At 70.7% G+C, this 21,269-nt stretch carries 18 protein-coding genes; 12 read left to right on the top strand and 6 right to left on the bottom strand.

Annotated elements, in window-relative coordinates; translation table 11 throughout:
- The first annotated feature begins 305 nt into the window (after positions 1-305).
- From AB0J97_RS24495 to AB0J97_RS24510, 4 genes are all read left to right on the top strand, one after another.
- A complete protein-coding gene (locus AB0J97_RS24495; protein ID WP_364092239.1) occupies positions 306-3,050 on the top strand; it encodes a dynamin family protein in 2,745 nt (914 codons plus the stop codon).
- A complete protein-coding gene (locus tag AB0J97_RS24500; protein ID WP_364092241.1) occupies positions 3,047-4,672 on the top strand; it encodes a YfjP family GTPase in 1,626 nt (541 codons plus the stop codon). The genes AB0J97_RS24495 and AB0J97_RS24500 overlap by 4 nt, the downstream gene beginning before the upstream one ends.
- 151 nt (positions 4,673-4,823) lie before the next feature.
- Positions 4,824-5,663: a single-stranded DNA-binding protein gene (locus AB0J97_RS24505; RefSeq protein ID WP_364092243.1), complete on the top strand. Its 840-nt coding sequence runs from the start codon at positions 4,824-4,826 to the stop codon at positions 5,661-5,663.
- A 1,090-nt stretch (positions 5,664-6,753) separates the two neighbouring features.
- The gene (locus AB0J97_RS24510; protein ID WP_364092245.1) at positions 6,754-8,046 is read left to right on the top strand and encodes a GGDEF domain-containing protein; all 1,293 of its coding nucleotides are present in this window, start codon (positions 6,754-6,756) and stop codon (positions 8,044-8,046) included.
- A 205-nt stretch (positions 8,047-8,251) separates the two neighbouring features.
- Here the strand turns inward: AB0J97_RS24510 and AB0J97_RS24515 are convergent, their stop codons facing one another.
- Both AB0J97_RS24515 and AB0J97_RS24520 read right to left on the bottom strand, forming a co-directional pair.
- Positions 8,252-8,464: a hypothetical protein gene (locus AB0J97_RS24515; protein ID WP_364092247.1), complete on the bottom strand. Its 213-nt coding sequence runs from the start codon at positions 8,462-8,464 to the stop codon at positions 8,252-8,254.
- Positions 8,461-8,979: a carboxymuconolactone decarboxylase family protein gene (locus tag AB0J97_RS24520; RefSeq protein ID WP_364092249.1), complete on the bottom strand. Its 519-nt coding sequence runs from the start codon at positions 8,977-8,979 to the stop codon at positions 8,461-8,463. Before AB0J97_RS24520 ends, AB0J97_RS24515 begins: the two co-directional genes overlap by 4 nt.
- Before the next feature lie 90 nt (positions 8,980-9,069).
- Between AB0J97_RS24520 and AB0J97_RS24525 the strand changes: the two genes are divergently transcribed.
- Positions 9,070-9,666 carry a TetR family transcriptional regulator gene (locus AB0J97_RS24525; protein WP_364092251.1) on the top strand — a complete coding sequence of 199 codons (597 nt, stop codon included), beginning with the start codon at positions 9,070-9,072 and terminating at the stop codon, positions 9,664-9,666.
- Positions 9,667-9,959: 293 nt separating this feature from the next.
- Positions 9,960-11,624: an energy-dependent translational throttle protein EttA gene (gene ettA, locus AB0J97_RS24530; protein ID WP_357705098.1), complete on the top strand. Its 1,665-nt coding sequence runs from the start codon at positions 9,960-9,962 to the stop codon at positions 11,622-11,624.
- Positions 11,625-11,738: 114 nt separating this feature from the next.
- Here ettA and AB0J97_RS24535 read toward each other — a convergent pair whose 3' ends face one another.
- Positions 11,739-13,055 (bottom strand): MFS transporter, encoded by a 1,317-nt coding sequence (locus AB0J97_RS24535; protein ID WP_357705100.1) that lies wholly within the window; start codon positions 13,053-13,055, stop codon positions 11,739-11,741.
- Between the two features lie 168 nt (positions 13,056-13,223).
- Here AB0J97_RS24535 and AB0J97_RS24540 point away from each other — a divergent pair, with 168 nt between their 5' ends.
- The 5 genes from AB0J97_RS24540 (at position 13,224) to AB0J97_RS24560 (ending at position 16,433) form a co-directional block, all read left to right on the top strand.
- Complete coding sequence (locus AB0J97_RS24540) at positions 13,224-13,736, top strand: VOC family protein (RefSeq protein ID WP_364092254.1); 513 nt, start codon at positions 13,224-13,226, stop codon at positions 13,734-13,736.
- Positions 13,737-13,876: 140 nt separating this feature from the next.
- Positions 13,877-14,284 carry a Zn-ribbon domain-containing OB-fold protein gene (locus AB0J97_RS24545; RefSeq protein WP_364092256.1) on the top strand — a complete coding sequence of 136 codons (408 nt, stop codon included), beginning with the start codon at positions 13,877-13,879 and terminating at the stop codon, positions 14,282-14,284.
- On the top strand, positions 14,281-15,408 hold the full coding sequence (locus AB0J97_RS24550; protein ID WP_364092258.1) for a thiolase: 1,128 nt from the start codon (positions 14,281-14,283) through the stop codon (positions 15,406-15,408). Before AB0J97_RS24545 ends, AB0J97_RS24550 begins: the two co-directional genes overlap by 4 nt.
- A gap of 113 nt (positions 15,409-15,521) precedes the next feature.
- Positions 15,522-15,773: an SCO4226 family nickel-binding protein gene (locus AB0J97_RS24555; protein ID WP_357705111.1), complete on the top strand. Its 252-nt coding sequence runs from the start codon at positions 15,522-15,524 to the stop codon at positions 15,771-15,773.
- 180 nt (positions 15,774-15,953) lie between these two features.
- Entirely contained in the window at positions 15,954-16,433 is a 480-nt protein-coding gene (locus AB0J97_RS24560; protein WP_357705113.1) for a hypothetical protein, read from the top strand.
- Positions 16,434-16,473: 40 nt separating this feature from the next.
- On the opposite strand, the gene AB0J97_RS24565 is transcribed toward AB0J97_RS24560, so the two are convergent.
- Positions 16,474-18,579: an acetate--CoA ligase family protein gene (locus AB0J97_RS24565; protein ID WP_364092261.1), complete on the bottom strand. Its 2,106-nt coding sequence runs from the start codon at positions 18,577-18,579 to the stop codon at positions 16,474-16,476.
- Between the two features lie 4 nt (positions 18,580-18,583).
- A complete protein-coding gene (locus tag AB0J97_RS24570) occupies positions 18,584-19,765 on the bottom strand; it encodes an acyl-CoA dehydrogenase family protein (protein WP_357705118.1) in 1,182 nt (393 codons plus the stop codon).
- A gap of 80 nt (positions 19,766-19,845) precedes the next feature.
- Here AB0J97_RS24570 and AB0J97_RS24575 point away from each other — a divergent pair, with 80 nt between their 5' ends.
- Positions 19,846-20,457 (top strand): TetR/AcrR family transcriptional regulator, encoded by a 612-nt coding sequence (locus AB0J97_RS24575; protein WP_357705121.1) that lies wholly within the window; start codon positions 19,846-19,848, stop codon positions 20,455-20,457.
- Here AB0J97_RS24575 and AB0J97_RS24580 read toward each other — a convergent pair.
- A complete protein-coding gene (locus AB0J97_RS24580; RefSeq protein WP_364092263.1) occupies positions 20,435-21,268 on the bottom strand; it encodes a MaoC/PaaZ C-terminal domain-containing protein in 834 nt (277 codons plus the stop codon). The genes AB0J97_RS24575 and AB0J97_RS24580 overlap by 23 nt on opposite strands.
- Position 21,269 lies beyond the last annotated feature (1 nt).

A 21,269-nucleotide genomic window follows, 5' to 3' on the forward strand; every position in this document is an offset into this window, starting at 1 on the left:
TGCCATCGCGGTCTACCGGTGAGCGGTCCTCCTCAGGTTTGCCGTCGCGGTCTACCGGTGAGCGGTCCTCCTCAGGTTTGCCATCGCGGTCTACCAGTGAGCGGTCCCCCTCCGGTTTGCCGTCGCGGTCCTCTGCCGAACGGCTGCCGTCCGCTGCGGACGAGCCGTCGTCCTCCTCTGGCCGGCCCTCGCTCTTCCAGCGGCCGCCGCGTGCTGACGAGCCCGCCGCCCCGCGTCACCCGTCCGGGCCGCCGGCCTCGGCGTCGCAGGAGCCGGCCGCGCCGCAGCGTCCCTTCACGCGGCAGGTGCCCTCGGCGCCGCAACGGCCGTCCGCCGAGACGGAGACCGGCCAGCCCACCGGCCCCAGCCTCTTCACTCCGGCGCGTCCCGCCGAACGGCCCAGCCTGTTCACCCCGGCCCGCCCTGCCGAGCCGCGCGAGGGCAACGACCCGCGCCCGAGGCCGCCCGCCTTCTGGGAACGCGCCGCCCAAGAACCCGCCGCCCCCTCCCAGCAGCCCGCCTCCCCCGAGCCGACCCCGGACGCGGAGTCCGACCCGGTGGCCGCGAGCCCGAACGCCGACGCGGACGACACCGGAGCCACCCCTTCCGACATCGAGCCCGAGCACGTCCCGGCCGACGCGGCTTCTGGCGACGACGACGCACCCCCGAACGACGCTCCGCTCGACCCACACCCCGAAGAGTTCTCACCACGGGATACGCACGACGAGACGGACACCACAGGCGACGACCGCCCGCCCACCACGGACGGCCCCCTTCCCCACGTCGCCCCCGCCCCTGACGCAGATGCCGTCCCCTCCGAGGTGAGCGCTGCTTCTGACAGCGACCCCGACCTCGACACCGCTCCCGACGCTGACGTGGACACCGGCGCCCTCGCCGAGGCGACCGACCTCGAAGGAGAGGACGCCGACGCCGGTCCCGCCACTCAGGCCGACGCGGGATCCGACCCCGCTCCCGAAGCCGAAGCGTCGCCTTCTACGGAAGGCGAGGACGTCCTCGCCGAGGCGATCGCCCTTGACGACAACGACGGCGACCTCGACGACACCCCCGCCGACGACGAACCCAGCGACACCGCCACCACCGAAGCCACCGAAGACACTGCGGCCACCGATGTCCCCGCCGACGCCGACTACCCCACCGACCCGGGAGACCTGGCGGAAGAGGAGTTCGACGTCGAGGCCGACACCGACGACATCACGATCCCGGGTGAGGCCGACAAGGCCGGAACGGATGCCGCCGATCCCGCCGACGACAGCGGCGAGACCGATCCTGACACCGACCCGGATGCCGTGGCCGACACCGACACGGCGGCCGACGCGGCGGCCGACGCGGACGCCGTGCCGGAGCCGGAAGATCCACAGGGCGCGGAAGCAGGGCAGCGGGTCGAGGAGTTGCCCGCCGAGGTCGTCGAGGCCATGACGGCGGCACTGCGCGCGTTGCGCGAAAGCGTGTCCGACCTGCGCTTCAGCCTCGACCTGCCGGGAGCCGAGGAGGCCAGGCAGGCACGGGCCGACCTGCTCGCCCAGCTGGAGAACTACGTCCTGCCCAGGGTGCGCACCAACACCGCCCCCGCGCTGATCGTGATCGCGGGCTCCACCGGCGCGGGCAAGTCCACCCTGGTCAACTCCCTGGCCGAGCGGAACATCTCCCGCACCGGAGTGCGCCGCCCGACCACCGGCACCCCGATCCTCGCCTGCCACCCCGACGACAGAAGCTGGTTCGCCGAGGGCGAGCTGCTCGCCGGCCTCGAACGGCTGGAGCGGCCGTCGCCCGACAGCGGCACGGACGGCCTGGTCGTCGTGTCCACCGAGAAGCTCCCGCAGGGCGTAGCGCTGCTCGACACCCCCGACATCGACTCGGTCGTCGAGGAGCACCACGAGATCGCGCACCGCATGCTCGACGCCGCCGACCTGTGGATCTTCGTGACCACCGCCGCCCGCTACGCCGACGCCCCCGCCTGGAACCTCCTGCGCCTGGCCAAGGAGCGCGGCGCCCGCCTGGCCATCGTGCTGTCGCGGGTGCAGCCGCGCTCGGCCGACGTCGTGCTCAAGCACTTCGTCCGCATGTTGACCGAATACGGCCTGGGCGACATCGACAGGTTCGTGATCCACGAGGCGACGGTGACCGACGGCAGGCTGCCCGACAGCGAGGTCACCGACCTGCGCCTCTGGCTGGCCGAGCTCTCCGTCGACGAGGCGCGCCGCGCGCAGGCCGTGCAGGAGACCCTGAACGGGGTGCTCAACAGCTTCCGCACCCGCGTGCCCGCGCTGGCCAGGCACCTGGAGGGCCAGGCGGTGTTCCGGGCCGAGCTGCGCAGCGACGTGGAGGCCGCCTACCTGGGCGCGCTGGCCGAGATCGACAAGGCGTCCAAGAACGGCTCGCTGCTGCACGGCGAGGTGCTGGCCCGCTGGCAGGACTTCGCGGGTTCCGGCGACCTCATGCGCTCGCTGCAGTTCGGCAAGGGCGGCAAGGCGGGCAGACAGACGCCCGAGCGCGTGCTGGCGTTCAAGGCGGCGATCCGGGCCGGGCTGGAGTCGGTGATCGTCGCCGCGGCCAACCGCGCCGCCGAGGAGGTGGTCGCTCGCTGGCGGCACCGCTCGGAGCTGGGCGCCAAGCTCGTCGAAGGGCTGGACCGCCCGTCGGACAACCTTCTGCGGCACGCCGGGCGAGCCATCGCGTCCTGGCAGGATCACCTGAACGAGCTCGTACGGACCGAGGGCGTGACCAAGCGCTCGGTGTCCAAGCTCGTCTCGTTCGATCCCGACGCGCTCTCCCTGATCTTCACGGTCGCCATGTTCAGCGGCGGCGACGGGTCGGGCGTCCCGCACCGGCTCGTGAACGCGCTGCTCGGAGCGGAGTCGCTACGCGGCATCGGCTCCAAGGCGCTCAGTGACCTGCGAGCCAGGATAGGCATGCTGTTCGACGAGGAATCCATGCGTTACGTACACGCTCTCGACTCCGCGGGCATCCCGGACGAGTCCGTCGCGACCCGCCTCTTCCAGGCGACCTACAACCTTGAGGTCGCCCGATGACGACGACCACGCCCCCGAGGGCGGGGCTCGCGCCGAGGTTGGCCGCGCTCAACAAGGTGGTGGAGCTCGGCCCCGGACGGCTCGACCAGAAGCTGCTCACCGAGGCCGGAGCGCTGCTGATGCACGCGGGCGACCGGCTCAAGCTGTCGTCCGAGCACACCGTGGTCGCTCTCGCGGGCGGCACGGGCAGCGGAAAGTCGTCCCTGTTCAACGCCATTTCGGGGCTTGAGCTGTCGCCCACGGGCGTACGCCGCCCGACGACCGCCCGTACCCACGCCTGCGTGTGGGGGCTGGAGGGCTCGGCGCCGCTGCTCGACTGGCTGCGGATCCAGCAGCGCCACCGCTTCTCCCGTACCAGCGCGCTCGACAAGGGCGACAGCCAGCTCCACGGGCTGATCCTGCTCGACCTGCCCGACCACGACTCGATCCGGGCGCTCAGCGACAACGAGGCCGACCGGCTCATCGGGCTGGCCGACCTGGTGGTGTGGGTGCTCGACCCGCAGAAGTACGCCGACGCCTCCACGCACCGCCGCTACGTCACCGAGCTGGCCGGGCACGACGCGGTGACCGTGTTCGCGCTCAACCAGGCCGACAAGCTCTCCGCCGCGGAGCTGGCCGAGCTGGTCATCGACCTCAACGACCTGCTGCGCAGGGAAGGCGTCGAGCATCCCAGCGTCGTCCCCACCTCGGCCGTCACCGGGCGCGGCGTCGAGAGCCTCAAGAGCGTGATCGCGACCGCCGTCGGCCGCCGCCGCGCCGCCATCCAGAAGTTGGAGGCCGACCTCCAGCGCATGGAGCAGCGGCTCGGCGAGGCCATGCCGCTCGGCGACGCGCTGCTCGTGCCGTCGTCGGTCGACGAGGCGCGCAGGATGGGGCTCACCGACGCGCTCTGCGACGCGATCGGCGTCCCCGCCGTCGGGGAGGCCATGGAGAACGTCTACGCCGAGCGGTCCAGCCAGTGGGTCGGCTGGCCGTATCCGCGGTGGTTCGCCAAGTTCCGTCCGGATCCGTTGAAGAGCCTGCGTCTCCAGGACGTCGGCGACGAGATCCGCGGCATCACGACCGGTTCGGTGAGCGCGCAGTCCGCCGAGGTGGCCAACGCCGTGCAGGCGCTCACCGACGGGCTGTCGTCCGGGATGGACCCGGTGTGGCGGTCCGCGGTGCAACAGGCGGCGCGCTCGCACGCGTCCCAGCTGCCGAAGGCGCTGACCGAGGAGCTCACGGAGGTGGCGCCGCGCCTCGACCGGGTGCCCGGCTGGTGGCGGCTGCTCAAGGTGTGGCAGTACCTGCTGGTGGTGGCGTTCGTGGCCGGCGTGGTCTGGCTGGTGGCCGGGCTGACCGTGCCCAGGCAGCTGCCCGCGACCCTGCAACTGGTCGGCGACGGCGCCGCGCTGCCGTGGGTGGCGCTCATGATCGCTTCTGTGCTCGGGCTGGGCGCCCTGTCCGGCATCGCCTCGCGCAACTTCGTCGAGCTGGGGGCCTCGCGCGAGCGGGAACGGCTGGAGCGGGAGATGCGCCGCCGGGTGGCGGCGGTGTCGGCGACGATGGTGGTGGAGCCGGTCGAACGCGAGCTAGGCCGTCACCACGCCTTCTACACGGCCCTTCGCGACCTCTCCAGCTGATCCCCGTCTGTTCGTACGGCCGTCGTCCACAGGCTCGTTCCCTTCCCGTCCCCTCATCCACAGAACGGCGTTCGCCTCCACCCCACCCGGCCCCCTTCAGGCACCGTGTTCCCAGGTCGCGGGCAGCAGGCCCGCATCATGGGAGGCACGGATGAACGACATCTACATCACGCTCACCGGAAACGTCGCAGCAGAGCCACGGCAGTACAGCTTCGACGACGGCACCAGGGTCACATCGCTGAAGGTGTTCACCTCGCACCGCTACTTCGACAGGAAGACGGGGCAGTGGACCGACGGTGAGCGCGTCTGCTTCACCGTCCGCTGCTGGCGGGCGCTGGGCGACAACGTCGCCGGCTGCGTACGGGCGGGGCAACCCGTCGTCGTGTCCGGCAAGCTCCGCATCCGCGAGTTCGGCGCGGAGGGCGACCGCCGCTTCATGCCGGAGATCGAGGCCAGCGCGGTGGGGCACGACCTGCGCTGGGGCACTGGCGCCTTCACCAAGCCGGAGCGCGGGGGCGGCCTCGGCTCGATGACCAAGGAGATGCGCGAACGCCTCGACGAGGAGACTCAGGACTGGGCCATGGGCACCAGGCCCGTCCGCCCGCCGTCCCGCCCCACCGCCGACCCGTCGATCCCCCTGACCGCCGACCCGTCGGTCTCCCTGACCGCCGACGCCGCCGGAACCGTCCCCGCCCAGCCTCACGACGAGGATGCCAGGCCGGAAGCCGACCATGCGCCAATGGCCATCGCGGCCACCGACCCCGGCGCCACCACCCCGAAGCCGGCCACACCCCCTGTGCCCGTCCCTGAAACCCCGGCCGACCCCGCCTCGGAAGACGCTCCCGCCTCGGGAGACTACGTCGACGCCGACACGGGCACCCGAGAGCACCGGGTGCGTGGCTCGGCAACGAAGACCGGCACAGTCCGCCCCCTGGGCCCGACCGCCCGGCCCCGGACGAAGACCCAGATCCCGGAAAAGGCCGCCGCCTGACACCAGCACCACCCCACGGCCAGGCATCCACACAGCCAGGCGTCACACAGCCAGGCGTCACACAGCCGGGCGTCACACGGCCAGGGATCTGCACGGCTAGAGCTCTGTACGGCTAGAGCTCTGTACGGCTAGAGCTCTGTACGGCTAGGCACTGACGTCGGTGGATGCTCGTGCCGTGAGGGTGGCCGCTGTCGGTGGAGGCGCGTGTGTGCCGGTGCCTTGCTCAGGCGACCAGCAAGACACGCGCCTCCCCGCACCGCGAGCGACCGCTCGCCGACAGGAGTACGCGCACACGGCGCCGCCCACAAAGGCGGCGACCTCCAGCCTGCGGGGAGGCCCAACCTGGGAAGGCGCTCGTCCACCGGCGCGGCTGTCCGCCGCCTTGCGGATTTGTCCACCTTCACGGCGCCCTCGCCTACGCCGGGTCGCCCCTCGCCTACGTCGCGTCAAGTGCATTGGGGGTCGTCCGCTGCACTTTCGGGGCGGCCACCTGGGAAGCTGCTTGGTCACCTTCGCTTGCGCACACCCGACTCGGGAGCGCGCACGTACGGACGCGCGGTGCTCCTGCCCGCCGCCGGTGTCTGCGGTCGGGCGCGTGCAGACGTCGGCAGAGGGGACGTCGTGAGGAACCGGAGTGTGTCTCATGGGGGTGAGACGGTGCGCCGTCTGACGCGAGGCCCGGCCGGCGGGCGTGATGAGACACCCGGTTGTTGGAGTGATGCGCACCTTGGCGGTGTGAATCCCGATTCGCGGTCGATCACCGGCCGGTGGACGGGGTGGGAAGCGATCGGGGCGGAGGGGCAGCAGCCGATTGTCGGCGCCCCGCGCAGGGGACGGCCTAAGGGGAGGGGGAGGGGCATCGGCCGATGGCCCCGATGCCACCCCGAAGGGGGGCCGATGGGGTGTTTGTCCGCGTCAGATACCTAGAGCATGGGTCATGTCCAGGTCACGCCCCGCACCATGGTTGCTCCTTTCCGGCAGCCCGCTCGCGGAGTGAGCGGGCGTGGTCGTTTCAACGTAGCGGTTCCCATCGCATAACGCACACTCCGCAATTATTGTGTTACACATCGTTAGTCAGGGAGGAGACGAGATGGCGGCGACCAGTCACGCCACGATCAAGTCTCGCGACGGTGTGTCAAGACTGGCCGGTCGCTGGCCATTGCTCGGGCAACGGCGCCCGCTTGTGGCGTATCTGTGCGCCATTGTCGCCCTCGATGCCGTCGCGATTACCTTGTTCACGAGATCTACCGATTTCCAATGGCCGGATTTGCTGACCTTTGCCGCGCTCATGGCATGCGGCGCGGTCTGCATCGAGGCCAGCAGGCGTCTGGGCATGCCCGCCGGAGTCTCGCGCGACCTGTTGTCGGCCTGGTGGCTGCCGGTCGCACTGCTCCTGCCGCCGGTCTACGCCCTCTTCGCGCCGATCGTGCTGCAGATCCTGCTCCAGGTGCGCGTCCGCGCCACAGTTCTCTACCGTCGGGTGTTCAGCTCGGCGGCCATCGGTCTGGCCGGGTGTACGGCGTCGGTGGCCTTCCACTGGGTCGTCCCGGATCCCTGGGTGCTGACGCAGGGGAGCGGGCCGCCGATCGCCTACGCGGTGACGGCCGCTGTGCTCTTCTCCTTGCTCAACATCGGTCTCATCGCGGTCGCGGCGCACACGTCCGACCCTGAGGGGTCGTGGCAGGAGGTGCTGTGGAACAGGGAGAGCGTGCTGCTGGACATCGTCGAGCTGTGCCTCGGGGTCACGGTCTCGATCGGGTGCGGGCTCAACCTCGCTCTGCTGGTTCTCGCGTTGCCGCCGGTCGTCCTGCTGCAACGCAGCCTGTTGCACGCGCAGTTGCAGGCCGCCGCGCGTACCGACTCGAAGACGGGGTTGCTCAACGCGGCCGCCTGGCAGCGGGAGGCCGACACCGAGATCCTGCGGGCGCGTCGCAGCGGCGAGACGCTGGCCCTGCTGATCATCGACATCGACCATTTCAAGCGCGTGAACGACGCGCACGGCCACCTGGTCGGCGACGAGGTCCTCGCCGGGGTGGCGGCCATGTTGCGCAGGGAGCTGCGGGACTCCGACGTGGTGGGGCGGTTCGGAGGTGAGGAGTTCGTCGTCCTGCTGCCGGGCGCGGATGTCGACGAGGCTCGGCAGGTCGCCGAACGTCTTCGTACGCACATCGGGCACATGGCGACCCCGGTGGACGACGCGTTGATCCGGATCACGATCTCGGTCGGGGTCGCGCTGATGACCGTGCACGGTGACGATCTGATCGATCTGCTGGCCGCCGCTGACCTGGCGCTCTATCGAGCCAAGGAACTGGGACGGGACCGTGTCTGCATCCCCGCCGTCCAGCCGCCGCAACCGCCGTCGCCCGAGGAGCAAGCCGTGTGATCTCGCTTCGTACGACGAGGCGATCGTGCCGGTCGCGTGCGTCGATCTCCCGACCGTGGGGCTGTCGGTCGGCTGCGGATCTGCAGGGCGGCGGTCGGCCGCCTCCGCCGAGGGCTCTCGGAGGAGCTGGGGGCAGGCGTCTGAGGGAGGTGCGGGTCAGGGGCCTGCCCCTGCCGGTGCCGGTCCGGGGAAGCCGGCCGGGATGTCAGGACGTGGTGACGCTGTCGCAGGTGACGAGGCGGACGGCGGGCGCCGAGACGATCTGGACGTGCGGTACACCCGGGACCTCGACGTTGAGGTACCCGCCTTCGATGGCGAACCGTACTCCTTCCACCTTCGACAGGCGGCGGCCCTCGGAGTCCGTCAGCGTGTAGCCGTCGAGGAGTTCGACGGTGCCGTTTCTCCAGGTGGGGTTCACGCCTGCACCTCCGGGAAGTCCAGCTCGGGCTGGGCGAGATGGTTGAAGTAGTTGGACAAGGTGTTGAGGGCGACGTGGCCCACGATCTCGGCGAGCTCCGCGTCCGAGACGCCGGCGGCCCGTGCGGCGTCCAGGTCGTCGTCGCTCACCGCGCCGCCCGTGTGCATGATCGCCCTGGTGATCGCCAGGACGGCTGCCGCGTGCGGCTCGTCGTCGGCGCCCTGGCGGGTCTTGATCAGCTCCTCGTCGGACATGCCCATACGGTGACCGCGCATGGTGTGGGCGCTCACGCAGTAAGTGCAGTGGTTCTCCTGGGCGACGAACAGGGCGATCTGCTCCCGCAGCCTGGGCGTGAGGACGCCCGAGCTGAGGTGCTCCCGCATGGCGAGGTAGCCGGCCAGGGCGGCGGGGCCGTTGGCGAGGGCGGCGTACAGGTTGGGGACCTTGCCGAGTTGGCGGCGGGTCTGTTCGAGCAGACCGTCGTGGTCTTCGGTCAGTTGCGGAAGGCGGGGCATGATGTCTCCAAAACGGTACTGATCGGTTCCGTCTCGGCAAGACGATACCGAATGGTTCCGTTTTAGGAAAGTTCGGGATAGCTTGGAGGCATGCCCACCCGCGCCCGCGAACGACTGCTCGACGCCGCCGAGGACCTCTTCTACGCGGAGGGGATCAGAGCCGTCGGGGTCGAGCGGATCCTGAGTGTGTCGGGCGTGGGGCGTGCCTCCTTCTACCGGCACTTTCCGAGCAAGGACGACCTGGTCGTCGCGGTGCTGCGGCGGCGGGACGAGCGGTGGCGGGCATGGCTGGCCGAACGGGTGGAGGCTCTGGGTGGGCATGCGCTGAACGTCTTCGACGCCCTGGCCGAGCGGTTCGCGAGAGCGGACTTCCGTGGTTGCGCCTTCATCAACACCATGATCGAGACGGCGGACCCGGACAGCGCGGCCCATCGGGTGGCGGCCGAGCACAAGGAGCGCGTGCGGGCCTACGTGGCGGAGTTGATCGAGCGGGACGCGCGGCCCGACGCCGTCGAGCTGGCGCACCTGTTCGTGCTGCTGGTGGACGGGGCCATCGTCACGGCGGTACGCGAACGTTCAATCCGCCCTGCGCTGCGAGCGCGGGCCGCGGCCGCCGCGCTTCTCGCCACCGGGGAGGGCGTGACGACGGACGTTGCGGGGGCGGTCAGGGAGGACGCGGTCCGCTGACGTCGAATCGTCGGGTGCTTGGAGCGCGCAGGCGCGGACCACCGGTTCGTGACCGGGTCGGCTTCGCCGACCGGAGGCGGTGTTGATCGGGGGTCGCCATTGGTGCTGACGGGCTGATCGGTGTCCTGCCGAGGGTGGGCGTTCGGCTGCGGCGGCAGGGGGTTCTGCCCGGCCGGAAGACCCCGTGAGGACTGTGGCGTCGAGGGGCTGAGGGGTGGCGGGGGGAGGGAAGGGCGGAGGGGAATGGGGCTGGGCGGCGGAAGCCTGGGCGTGCAGCCTCTAAGCTAGGGAGCATGCCGGAGTACATCTACACGCTGCAGCGCGTGCGCAAGGCGCACGGCGACAAGGTTGTCCTTGACGACGTCACGCTGTCGTTCCTGCCCGGAGCCAAGATCGGTGTCCTGGGGCCGAACGGCACCGGTAAGTCGACGCTGCTCCGGATGATGGCCGGCCTGGAGCAGCCGTCCAATGGCGACGCCAAGCTGATGCCGGGCTTCACGGTCGGCATGCTCCAGCAGGAGCCGCCGCTCAACGAGGAAAAGACCGTTCTGGGCAATGTGCAGGAGGGTGTCGCCGAGACGATGGCGATGCTCGAGCGCTACAACCAGATCGCCGAGCAGATGGCCACCGACTACAGCGACGAACTGCTGGCGGAGATGGGCAAGCTCCAGGATCAGCTGGAGCACCGCAACGCGTGGGACCTCGACAGCCAGCTGGAGCAGGCGATGGACGCCCTGCGCTGCCCGCCGCCCGACGCCGAGGTGAGCAAGCTGTCCGGTGGTGAGCGCCGCCGCGTGGCGCTGTGCAAGCTGCTGCTTGAGGCCCCCGACCTGCTGCTGCTCGACGAGCCCACCAACCACCTCGACGCCGAGAGCGTGCAGTGGCTGGAGTCGCACCTGGAGAAGTACCCCGGCACGGTGCTGGCCGTCACCCACGACCGGTACTTCCTGGACAACGTGGCCACCTGGATCCTGGAGCTCGACCGCGGTCGCTGCTACCCCTACGAGGGCAACTACTCCACCTACCTCGACATGAAGGCCCAGCGTCTCAGGGTCGAGGGCCAGAAGGACGCCAAGCGCAAGAAGCGCCTGGAGGACGAGCTGGAGTGGGTGCGCTCCAACCCCAAGGCCCGCCAGACCAAGAGCAAGGCCCGTCTCCAGCGGTACGAGGAGATGGCGGCCGAGGCCGACAAGTTCCGCAAGCTGGACTTCGAGGAGATCCAGATCCCGCCGGGCCCGCGTCTGGGCACCACGGTGATCAGGTCCGACGAGCTCACCAAGGGCTTCGGCGACCGCCTGCTGATGGAGAGCCTGACGTTCGACCTGCCGCGTAACGGCATCGTCGGCGTCATCGGCCCCAACGGCGTCGGCAAGACCACGCTGTTCCGCATGATCACGGGTGGGGAGACGCCGGACACGGGGTCGATCACGGTCGGCGAGACCGTGAAGATCTCCTACGCCGACCAGAGCCGGGGCGGCATCGACCCGAACAAGAACGTCTGGGAGGTCGTCTCCGACGGGCTCGACCACATCAAGGTCGGCAACGTCGAGATGCCGTCGCGGGCCTACATCGCGGCGTTCGGGTTCAAGGGGCCCGACCAGCAGAAGAAGGCCGGCGTGCTGTCGGGCGGCGAGCGTAACCGGCTCAACCTGGCGCTCACCCTCAAGCAGGGCGGCAACGTGCTGCTGCTGGACGAGCCGACCAACGACCTCGACACCGAGACGCTGTCGTCGCTGGAGAACGCGCTGCTCGACTTCCCGGGCTGCGCGGTGATCACCTCGCACGACCGGTGGTTCCTCGACCGCATCGCCACCCACATCCTCGCGTGGGAGGAAGGCTCGAACTGGTTCTGGTTCGAGGGCAACTTCGCCGACTACGAGAAGAACAAGATCGAGCGTCTCGGTGCCGACGCGGCCCGTCCGCACCGGGTGACGTACCGGAAGCTGCACCGGGACTGACGTCCCGAGCCGACGAGCGGCGGGCCTCTTCCCAGGGGCTCGCCGCTTTTCGCGTGTTGTGAGGGGCCGGAGCGCCATGCGGGAGGGCCCGGACGAGCCTTGTACGACGGGGGATCAGCCTTCGGCTTCGGTGAGGGCGATCGGTACGGGGGCCGGGGTGGTGCGTCGCCAGGGGCCGTTGAACAGCAGGATCGCGGGGATGAACAGCACCAGGCAGCCCAGCGCCACGAACAGCCAGGTCTGCCAGCTCGTGGCCGCCACGACGTGCGGGATGACCAGCAGCCCGACCACCGCGATCGCCTTGCTCAGGAAGCCGAACAGCCCCCAGGCCGTGCCCTGCAGGCGCGGGTCGGCGTCCTCGGCGTCCTCGGAGTAGTTGGCCATCCAGGGGGCGTACGCGACGCCGAGCGAGCCGCCGAGCAGGGCGCCGGCCACCATGAGCGTGCCGGTGGAGACGCCTTCCTGGCCGAGTGCGACGGCGAGGTAGGCGGTGACCAGGACCGCGGCGATCGTGCCGGCGAGCGAGAACGGCTTGCGCAGTTGCAGACGGTCCGACAGACGTCCGGTGACGATCAGCGTGATGAGGTTGAGGCTCCAGAACGCGGCCATGATCGTGGACGCCTGCGCGCTGCTGATGCCGAGCGAGCCCACCAGCATCGTCTGGCCGAACAGCGACAGCGTGATGTAGAGCACCAGCCAGAGCGAGATGCCGACGACGTGGGCCCAGATGTTGCGGCGCGCGAACAGCGACCGGATGGTGGGCGGGCGCCGCAGGTCGACGACCTCCTCGGCGGCCCGTTCCGTGTGCTGGATCCTGGCGCGCAGCTCGGGGGACAGGTCGGCGATGTTGAACGCGATGACCGCCGAGATCACCAGAGAGAAGCAGCCCATGATGACGAACTGCGACCGCCACGACTCGTCGAAGATCGGCAGCGTCCAGCCGGCGACGGCGGCGGCCAGGAAGTTCGCGCCCACCGGGCCCCACGTCCAGAATCCGAACGCCTGCGCCCGCCCGAGCCGGGGCGAGAAGTCGCGGATCAGCGGCGCGGTGGAGGCCATGGCCACGCCGTCCACGAAGGCCAGCAGGATGCGGGCGATCAGCAGGTCGCGCGGGCTGTGCACGAGCGTCATGGCGAAGCAGCACACGGCGGTGAGGGCCATGAGCGGGATGAGCAGGCGGACCCGGCCGACCCGGTCGGTGAGCCTGCCGCCCAGGATGGAGGCGATCGCCCCGGCCACCGCCGCGGCCCCCGAGACCGCGCCGTACGTGGCCAGGGACATGTTCAGGTCTTTGAGCAGGAGGGGTACGACGGGCGCGATCTGCCCTTCGTAGGAGCCGATGAGGATGGCCAGCACGGCCATGGTGAGGATCTTCATCCGGCGGGCGCCGGTCGGGTACTCGTCGAGCTCGCGGACGTAGGACAGCCTCATGACAAGCCTTTCTGTCGAGCCTAGGCCCCCCGTCATGAGTTCTAGAAGCTAGCTCTAGAATCCATTTCTGAGATGCTGCTCCTCGCATCGGCGGACGTCAAGAGTGCGTACCCGGTATGAGGTGATTAGAATCAAATTCTAGGATTCGCTCGTAGTAAGGAGCCGTGCGTGGACCTGGAACTTGACGGCCTCGACGTGACCTTCGACCACACGGCCGTGGCCGCTCCCCGGATCAGGGACCTGCTGCCGATCTATCGCGACCTGCTCGGGGGCCGCCACCTGGGGGGCGGGGGTGACAACCGGGTCAACGGGTACCGCACGCTGCAGCTCACGTACCAGAACGGGAGCAAGATCGAGCTCATGGAGCCGCTGGCCGGGTCCACGTTCTTCGACAGCTTCTTCGGGCTGACGCGGGGGCGGGGTGGCGTCCACCATCTGAACTTCCACGTCGGCGACATGGACGCGGCCGTCGCCCGGCTCACCGAGCGCGGCTACCGGCTGCACGGGCTCAACCGGGCCGACGTCCGCTGGCAGGAGGTGTTCCTGCACCCCAAGGAGGCGCACGGGGTGCTGATCCAGCTCGCCTGTCCGGGGTTCCGCGAGCCGGACGAGACCCGTCCGACGCTGGAGGAGGTGCTGGCCGGACGCGGCCGCAACGGCGACGGCATCCCCAGCCCCTGACCGCCCCCCCGTCCCTGACCGCCCCCCCGTCCCTGACCACCCCCACCCCCTGAGGTCCCCGCGTCCCTGAAGTCCTGAGCCTTCCCTCGGAACCGAACCTAGATCTAGAGTGGGATTCTAGAACCAGATTAGGGAGGCCGATGAAACCGGTACCGAAGCCCACGCCCGAGACCCAACCGTTCTGGGACGGCACGGCCGCGGGAGAGCTCAGGATCCAGCGCTGCCAGACGTGCGCGCGGCACTACTTCTACCCCCGGCCGAGCTGCCCCCACTGCGGCGGCGACGACGTGGAGTGGGTACGCGCGACGGGCCGCGCCACCCTGTACTCGTACGTCATCAACCACAGGCCCGCGCCCGGTTTCGAGGCCGACGGACCGTATGCCATCGCCGTCGTGGAGCTGGAGGAGGGCGTGCGGATGATGACGAACATCGTGGGCGTGCCCAGCACCCCCGAGAACCTGCCGCTGGACATGGAGCTGCGGGTGGTGTTCGAGCGGCGCGGCGACGTGCACGTGCCGCTCTTCGAGCCCGCCGGAGGCGCCCGATGAACATCGTGATCGCCGGGGCGGCCGAGACCGACGAGATCGGCCGCCTGCCGGACCGCTCCACCTTCCAGCTCCACCTGGAGGCCGCGCGCAACGCCCTCGCCGACGCGGGCATGACGAAACATGACATCGACGGCATCGCCACGGTCGGCACGCCCGGCCCGATCCAGATCGCCCACGCCCTCGGCATCACGCCCTCCTGGCTCGACGGCACGGGGGTGGGCGGGTCGTCGTTCCTGTTCCACGTACGGCACGCCGCCGCCGCCATCCGGGCCGGGCTGTGCCGTACCGTGCTGATCACCCACGGCGAGTCGGGAAGGTCGCGCGTCGGCGCGGGCCGGTGGGGGCTGGGCGCGGACTCGCTTTTGGGGCAGTTCGAGCTGCCGTACGGGGTGGCCGGGCCACCGACGTCGTTCACCGTCACGGCGCTGCGCCACATGAAGGAGACCGGCCTCACCCACGAGCAACTGGCCGAGGTGGCGGTCGCGCAGCGCCGCTGGTCCTCCCGCAACCCGCGGGCGATGTACCGCGACCTCATCACGGTCGAGGACGTGCTCGACTCGAAGATGGTCGCCTACCCCTTCCACCTGCTGGAATGCTGCCTGGTGACGGACGGCGGCGGTGCGCTGGTCGTCACCTCCGAGGAGCTGTCGCGCCGCTCGCCGGTGTACCTGCTGGGCTCCGGCGAGGCCATGGACGCGCCGATGGTCTCGCAGATGGAGGACTTCACCACCTCCAAGGGCTTCCGCCTGTCCGGCGAGGCCGCCTTCGCCGAGGCCAAGATCTCGCACGACGACGTCGACCACCTGATGGTGTACGACGCCTTCGCCCACGTGCCCATCTACGGGCTGGAGGACCTGGGCTTCGTCGGCCGGGGCGAGGCGGGGGCGTTCGTCGCCGAGGGGCACACCTCGCCCGGCGGCCGGCTGCCGATGAACACCAACGGCGGCGGACTGTCCTACACCCACACCGGCATGTACGGCATGTTCGCCATCCAGGAGTCGGTGCGGCAGCTCCGGGGGGAGGCGGCGGCGCAGGTGCCGGACGTGGAGGTGAGCGTGGTGCTGGGCAACGGCGGCATGTTCGCCTCGGCCGCGACCCTCGTCCTGGCGTCCCGGCTGCCCTAGGTTCCCCGGTCGGCCCTCCGGGCAGGCGAGCCCGGACGGCCGATGGAACGGCATGGAACGGGATGGAACGCCTCTCCATCGGAAGCGGAAGACCATGAGAAGAGGAGACGGCGATGCCGAAGTTCATGGACGTGCACAGTGGTTTCGTCGGTGTCACCGAGGAGCAGTTGCGCGAGGCACACGAGCGGGACCTGGCGGTCGAGGACGCCGAGGGCGTGCACTTCGAGCGCGCCTGGCTCGACCCCGACTCGGGCAAGGTGTTCTGCCTGTCCTCGGGGCCGTCGAAGGACGCGGTGATGCGGGTGCACGAGAAGGCCGGCCATCCCACGACGGAAATCTACGAGCTGCCGATCGAGGTCGAGTAACCACAGGGGTGACCGCCGGACCGGTGACGACGACCGCGCTGCTGCGGACGCGGACGTCCGTCACCGCGGCGCCCCGGACCTTGTGAATCCGGGACCGGGGCGCCATGGACCCAGAGAATCCGGGCAGGCGGGGCGCGTCGGGTGCCGGGGCGGGGGCGGGGGCCGTACTAGATTCGTCGGGTGGGAACGGGAGCCGCGCGCGGGGTGGGGCGGTTCGTCAACGGCGAGTCGGTCTACGGGACCATCCTGACGGCCGGCGTCGTGTCCGGGCTCTCGCACTTCATCAGCGACGCCGACGAGCTGCTGGTGACCGCGATCGGCACGGTCATCGTGTTCTGGATCGCGCACGCGTTCGCGGAGATCGTCGGCGACCGGTCGCCGGACGTGCGCCAGGCGGTGAGAGGCGCGGTGATGCGGTCCACCGGCATGTTGTGGGGGCTGGTGCCGCTCACGGTGATCCTGTGCGTGGCGATGACCGGGGCGATGTCCGTGGACGCGTCGGTGTACCTGGAGATCGTCGTGTCGGTCGTCCTGCTCACCGTGCTGGGCTTCTTCGCGGCGGCGCCGAAGACCGACCGGCTCTGGGTCCGGTTGCTCTGCGGTGCCGGTGCGGGGGCTCTGGGGGCCGTGATGATCCTGCTGAAGAGCCTCGGGCACTGAGCGGGGCCGCGCGTGGCGGTCCCGCCCGGGGCGGCCGAGGTCAGGGGGCCGGTGGGCGCCAGGTGATGAGGGCGTCCAGGGCCTCGACGCGGGAGCCGGTGACCAGGAGCGGGTTGATCTCCAGGGACTCCAGGGCGTCGCCCAGGCTCTCGGCGAAGGCGGCGATCCGGGTCACCACGTCGGCCACCGCGTCCAGGTCGGCCGGCTCGGTGCCCCTGGCGCCGTCCAGCAGGGCCGCGCCGCGCAGCTCGGACAGGGCCCGGCGGACCTCGACTGCGTCCACCGGCAGCACGCGCAGGGCCGCGTCGCGCAGCACCTCCACCCAGACGCCGCCGAGCCCGACCGCGAGGGTGAGCCCCCAGGCCGGGTCGCGCACCACGCCCACCAGCAGCTCGACCCCGCCGCCGCGCTGCGGCTGGATGAGGGCGCCCGCGTCCGGGGCGTGCGCCCGCGCCGCGGCCACCACCTCCCGGTAGGCCTGCCGCACCTCCTCGGGCCCGGACAGCCCGAGCCGTACGCCGCCGATGTCGCTCTTGTGCCCAAGCCCTTCGGCGGCGGCCTTGAGCACGACCGGGTAGCCGAAACGTTCGGCCGCCGCGACCGCCGCCGCCTCGTCCGCCGCGGTCTCGGACGGCACCACGGGCAGCCCGGCGGCGGCGAGCAGGGCGGCGGCCCGGTGCTCGGCCCACACGCCGCTCGCGCCCTCGGGCGCGCCGGTGACCGCCGCGCGCCCGGCCGGGGCGCTGGTGAGCGCCCTGCGGTGCGCCTCCGACCAGCGCACCGCCGCGCCGATCGCGGTCAGCCCGTGCTCGATCCCGCCCATGACGTACGGGAACCCGGTCTCCTTCTGCACCCGCCGCCCGAACTCCGTGACGTCGGTCAGCACGTTGCTCACCACCACGACGGGCACCGGCGACTCGGCGATGCGCCGCGAGCTGGCCTCGTACATCGCGAGCACGGGGGCCGGGTCCGGAGGGGCGGTCCTGGGCGGCTCGGACAGCAGCATGACCAGGTCGATGCCGGGATCGGCGGTCACCGTCTCCAGGGCGCGGCCGAGCAGGGTGCGGTCGACGAGCACGTAACCGGTGACGTCGAGCGGGTTCTGCACGGTGCCGAACGACGGCACGATCCCGGCCAGGCGCTCGACCGTCGCCGGGGCGAACGGCGGCAGCTCCAGGCCCTCGTCCTCGGCCCGGTCGGCGATGATCTCGGACGCGCCGCCGGACGGCGTCACGACGCCCATCCGGCGGCCGGGCAGCGGCCCGGTGGCGGCCAGCAGCCCGGCGGTGATGATGAGGTCCTCCAGCGAGCGCACCCTGATCACGCCGAGCTGGCGCATCGCGGCGTCGATGACGTCGTCGTCGCCGACGAGCGCGCCCGTGTGGGCCTGCGCCGTGTGCGAGGCCAGCCCGCTGCGGCCGATCTTGAGCGCGACGATCGGTTTGCCCGCGACGAGCGCCCGGCGCGCGACCCGGGAGAACTCGGCCGGGTTCCTGATCGTCTCCAGGAACAGGGCGACGACCTTGGTCGCCGGGTCGTCCACGAGGTGGTCGACGACGTCGGTGACCGTGACGACCGACTCGTTGCCCATCGAGGTCAGCAGGCTGATGCCGACGTTGCGGGCCTGGGCGAAGCCGAGCACCGAGCTGGCCAGCGCGCCGCTCTGCAACACCACGCCGACCGACCCGCGCAGCAGCGGCTCGGGGATGGGCAGCCCGTACGGGGTCACGCCGGCGGCGGCGTTGATGTAGCCGTTGCCGTTCGGCCCGAGGATCGTCAGGCCGTGCTCGCGGGCGAACCCGGCGATCTCGGCCTCCAGGCGAGCGCCCTCCGCGCCCGCCTCCCCGAACCCCGCCGTGAGGATCACGTAACAGCCGATGCCCAGCTTGGCGCCCTCCTTCAGCACGCCGAGCACGGCCGCGGTCGGCACCATGACGTAGGCCAGGTCGACCGGGGAGGGGATCTCGGTCAGGCTGCGGAAGGCCGGCGATCCGTGCACCACCCCGCCCCTGGGATTGACCAGGTGGACGGGCCCGGAGAAGCCGTGGGTACGCAGGTTCAGCAGCGTGCTGACCGACCAGCCCGACTTGTCCGTGGCCCCCACCAGGGCGATCGAGCGCGGGTTGAACAGTGCCTCGACCGACATGGGGCTACTCTCCGATCAGGCCGAGCCTGGCGTGGCCCTTGATGAGGTTGCGGGCGATCGTGCGGCGCTGGATCTCGTCGGTGCCCTCGAAGATGCGCAGCAGGCGCAGCTCCCGGTACCACCGCTCGATCGGCAGCTCCTTGGTGTATCCCATGCCGCCGTGGATCTGCAGCACCCGGTCCACGACCTGGTTGGCCATCACGGCGCCGTTGAGCTTGGCGATGGAGGAGGCGTGCCGGGCGTCCATGCCCTGCTGCACCTGCCAGGCCGCGTAGAGGGTGAGCCACTTGGCCGCCTCGATCTCCACCTGGGAGTCGGCGATCATCCACTGGATGGCCTGGTACTCCGAGATGGCCTGGCCCATCGACTTGCGGATCTTGGCGTAGTCGACGGCCATCTGGAGCATGCGCTCGGCGGAGCCGATGGCACGGGCCGGGATCATGTAGCGTCCCTGCCCGATCCACTGCATGGCAAGCTCGAAGCCCTTGCCGAGCTCGCCCAGGATGTTCTCCTCGGGCACCCGTACGTCCTCGAACACCAGCGCCGCCGGGCCCCACTCGCCCATGGTCGGGATGGGCTCGGACTTCCAGCCCATGTCCCGGTCGACCAGGAAGCACGTCACGCCGTGGCCCTCGGCCACCGCGAACACCATGACGAAGTCGGCCTCGCTGCCGCCGGTGATGAACGTCTTCTCGCCGTTGATCACCCACTCGGCGCCGTCGCGGGTGGCGCGGGTGCGGATGTTGCGGGCGTCGGAGCCGGCGCCGGGCTCGGTGATCGCGAAGCAGGACCGCCGCTCGCCCTCGATGGTGGGGACGAGGTAGCGGCGCTTCTGCTCGTCGGTGCCGGCGTACAGGATGTTGTCGGCGCTGCCGCCGAAGGAGAAGGGCACGAACGTGCGGCCCATCTCCATGGCGATGATCGCGGACATGATCGGGCCGAGCGCCGCGCCGCCGTACTCCTCGGGGGTGTTGATGCCCCAGAAGCCGGACTTCCTGGCCTTGGCGCGCAGGTCGCGCACGACCTCGGGATCGAGCCCCGGACGGCCCTCGCGCTCGTTGCGCAGGACCTCGGGCTCCAGCGGCATGACCTCCTTCTCGACGAAGGAACGTACGGTGTCGCGGATCTGGCGTTCCTCCGGGCTGAGCGAGAAGTCCACGGCCGCCTCCTGAATTTCTAGAATCATTCTCTAGTACTGGATTCTAGCCCCCGTGCCGCCCTGGTCAAGAATCAGATTCTAGAATTTACCGGGCTAGAATGGGCGGCATGGCACGCAAGTCCTCGTGGGAGTGGAGCCGCACGGCTCAGACGCGCAAGAGCATGTTGCAGGCGGCCCGTGAGGTCTTCAGCGAGCACGGCTTCGCCGACTCCAACGTCTCGGAGGTGGTGGCCCGCGCCGGCTCCAGCGTCGGCAGCCTCTACCACCACTTCGGCGGCAAGACCGAGCTGTTCCTCGCCCTCTACGAGGACCACCAGGCGGCCCACGAGCAGGCCTCGGCCGCCAGTGTCGCCAAGGCCAAGAAGGCGGGCGTCAGCGACCCCGTCGAGCTGCTGATCGCCGGGGCCCGCGCCTACCTCGACGGCGCCTGGGACCGGCGCGACCTGGTCAGGCTCTTCATCGACGGCGACGGCCCGCCCGGCTTCGAGCTGATCCGCCGCACCCGCGGGCGCGAGTGGGTGCGCCAGAACGCCGTCCTGCTCGGCGCCGGGGGAGACCCGCTCGACCGGTTCACCGTGGCGGTGCTGACCAGCATCATCGGCGAGGCCGCCCGCGAGGTGGCCACGTCCGACACCGAGGAGGAGGCCAGGGAGATCATCGAGGCGGCGATGAAGCTCATCCACCGCCTCGATCCCCTCAGAGGGCTCGGTGACGACTGATCGTCGCCCGTCCGCGGTCGATCACCACCGTCCCGTCGTCCTTGGCGGTCCTGAACAGCACGTCGTCGCCGTCGGCCCAGATGGAGACGGTCAGTGACTCGCCGGGGAAGACCGGGCTGCTGAACCGGCCCGACATCGCCCCGAACCGCGACGGGTCCGACCCGGCGAGCGTGTGCAGCAACGCCCGCCCGGTCACCCCGTACGTGCACAGCCCGTGCAGGATCGGCCGGTCGAACCCGGCCCTGGCGGCGAACTCAGGATCGCTGTGCAGCGGGTTGAGATCGCCCGACAGCCGGTAGATCAGCGCCTGGTCCGGCCGGGTCGGGCAGGTCACCTTGTGGTCGGGCGCCCGGTCCGGGACCGTCCACTCGTCGCGGGGCCCACGGTCGCCGCCGAAGCCGCCCTCGCCCCGGATGAACACCGAGCTGTGGGAGGCGATCACCAGCTCGCCGGTCTCCAGGTCCACGGCCCTGGCCTCGGTGGTCACCAGCGCGCCCGAGCCCTTGTCGTAGATGCCCGTCACCTTCGACGTCGTCCGCACGCCGCCCGCGGCCGGCAGCTCCCGGCGCAGCTCGAAGCCCTGCTCGGCGTGGACCAGCAGGGCCGGGTCGAAGTCGCCCAGCCGCCGCCCCGGCGACTGCGCGGCCAGCACCGCGAACGTCGGCAGCACCCGCTGCCCCTTCTCGGTGGCGAACTCCAGCTCGTCGAGGCCGGAGCCGACGCCGAGGGCGTACAGCATGGTGTCCTTGGCCGTCCACGTACGCTCGTGTGCCGGGCCCTCGACGCCGATCAGCGAGTGGTCGAGCGGCATG

This window comes from Nonomuraea sp. NPDC049607 (assembly GCF_040675375.1).
Taxonomy (GTDB): domain Bacteria; phylum Actinomycetota; class Actinomycetes; order Streptosporangiales; family Streptosporangiaceae; genus Nonomuraea.

Bases quoted from the DNA above. Each gene is read 5' to 3' on its own strand.
- AB0J97_RS24500 (WP_364092241.1), top strand. From the start codon at position 3,047: ATGACGACGACCACGCCCCCGAGGGCGGGGCTCGCGCCGAGGTTGGCC.
- AB0J97_RS24505 (WP_364092243.1), top strand. From the start codon at position 4,824: ATGAACGACATCTACATCACGCTCACCGGAAACGTCGCAGCAGAGCCA.
- AB0J97_RS24510 (WP_364092245.1), top strand. From the start codon at position 6,754: ATGGCGGCGACCAGTCACGCCACGATCAAGTCTCGCGACGGTGTGTCA.
- AB0J97_RS24520 (WP_364092249.1), bottom strand. From the start codon at position 8,979: ATGCCCCGCCTTCCGCAACTGACCGAAGACCACGACGGTCTGCTCGAA.
- AB0J97_RS24525 (WP_364092251.1), top strand. From the start codon at position 9,070: ATGCCCACCCGCGCCCGCGAACGACTGCTCGACGCCGCCGAGGACCTC.
- ettA (WP_357705098.1), top strand. From the start codon at position 9,960: ATGCCGGAGTACATCTACACGCTGCAGCGCGTGCGCAAGGCGCACGGC.
- AB0J97_RS24535 (WP_357705100.1), bottom strand. From the start codon at position 13,055: ATGAGGCTGTCCTACGTCCGCGAGCTCGACGAGTACCCGACCGGCGCC.
- AB0J97_RS24545 (WP_364092256.1), top strand. From the start codon at position 13,877: ATGAAACCGGTACCGAAGCCCACGCCCGAGACCCAACCGTTCTGGGAC.
- AB0J97_RS24550 (WP_364092258.1), top strand. From the start codon at position 14,281: ATGAACATCGTGATCGCCGGGGCGGCCGAGACCGACGAGATCGGCCGC.
- AB0J97_RS24555 (WP_357705111.1), top strand. From the start codon at position 15,522: ATGCCGAAGTTCATGGACGTGCACAGTGGTTTCGTCGGTGTCACCGAG.
- AB0J97_RS24565 (WP_364092261.1), bottom strand. From the start codon at position 18,579: ATGTCGGTCGAGGCACTGTTCAACCCGCGCTCGATCGCCCTGGTGGGG.
- AB0J97_RS24570 (WP_357705118.1), bottom strand. From the start codon at position 19,765: ATGATTCTAGAAATTCAGGAGGCGGCCGTGGACTTCTCGCTCAGCCCG.
- AB0J97_RS24575 (WP_357705121.1), top strand. From the start codon at position 19,846: ATGGCACGCAAGTCCTCGTGGGAGTGGAGCCGCACGGCTCAGACGCGC.
- AB0J97_RS24580 (WP_364092263.1), bottom strand. From the start codon at position 21,268: ATGCCGCTCGACCACTCGCTGATCGGCGTCGAGGGCCCGGCACACGAG.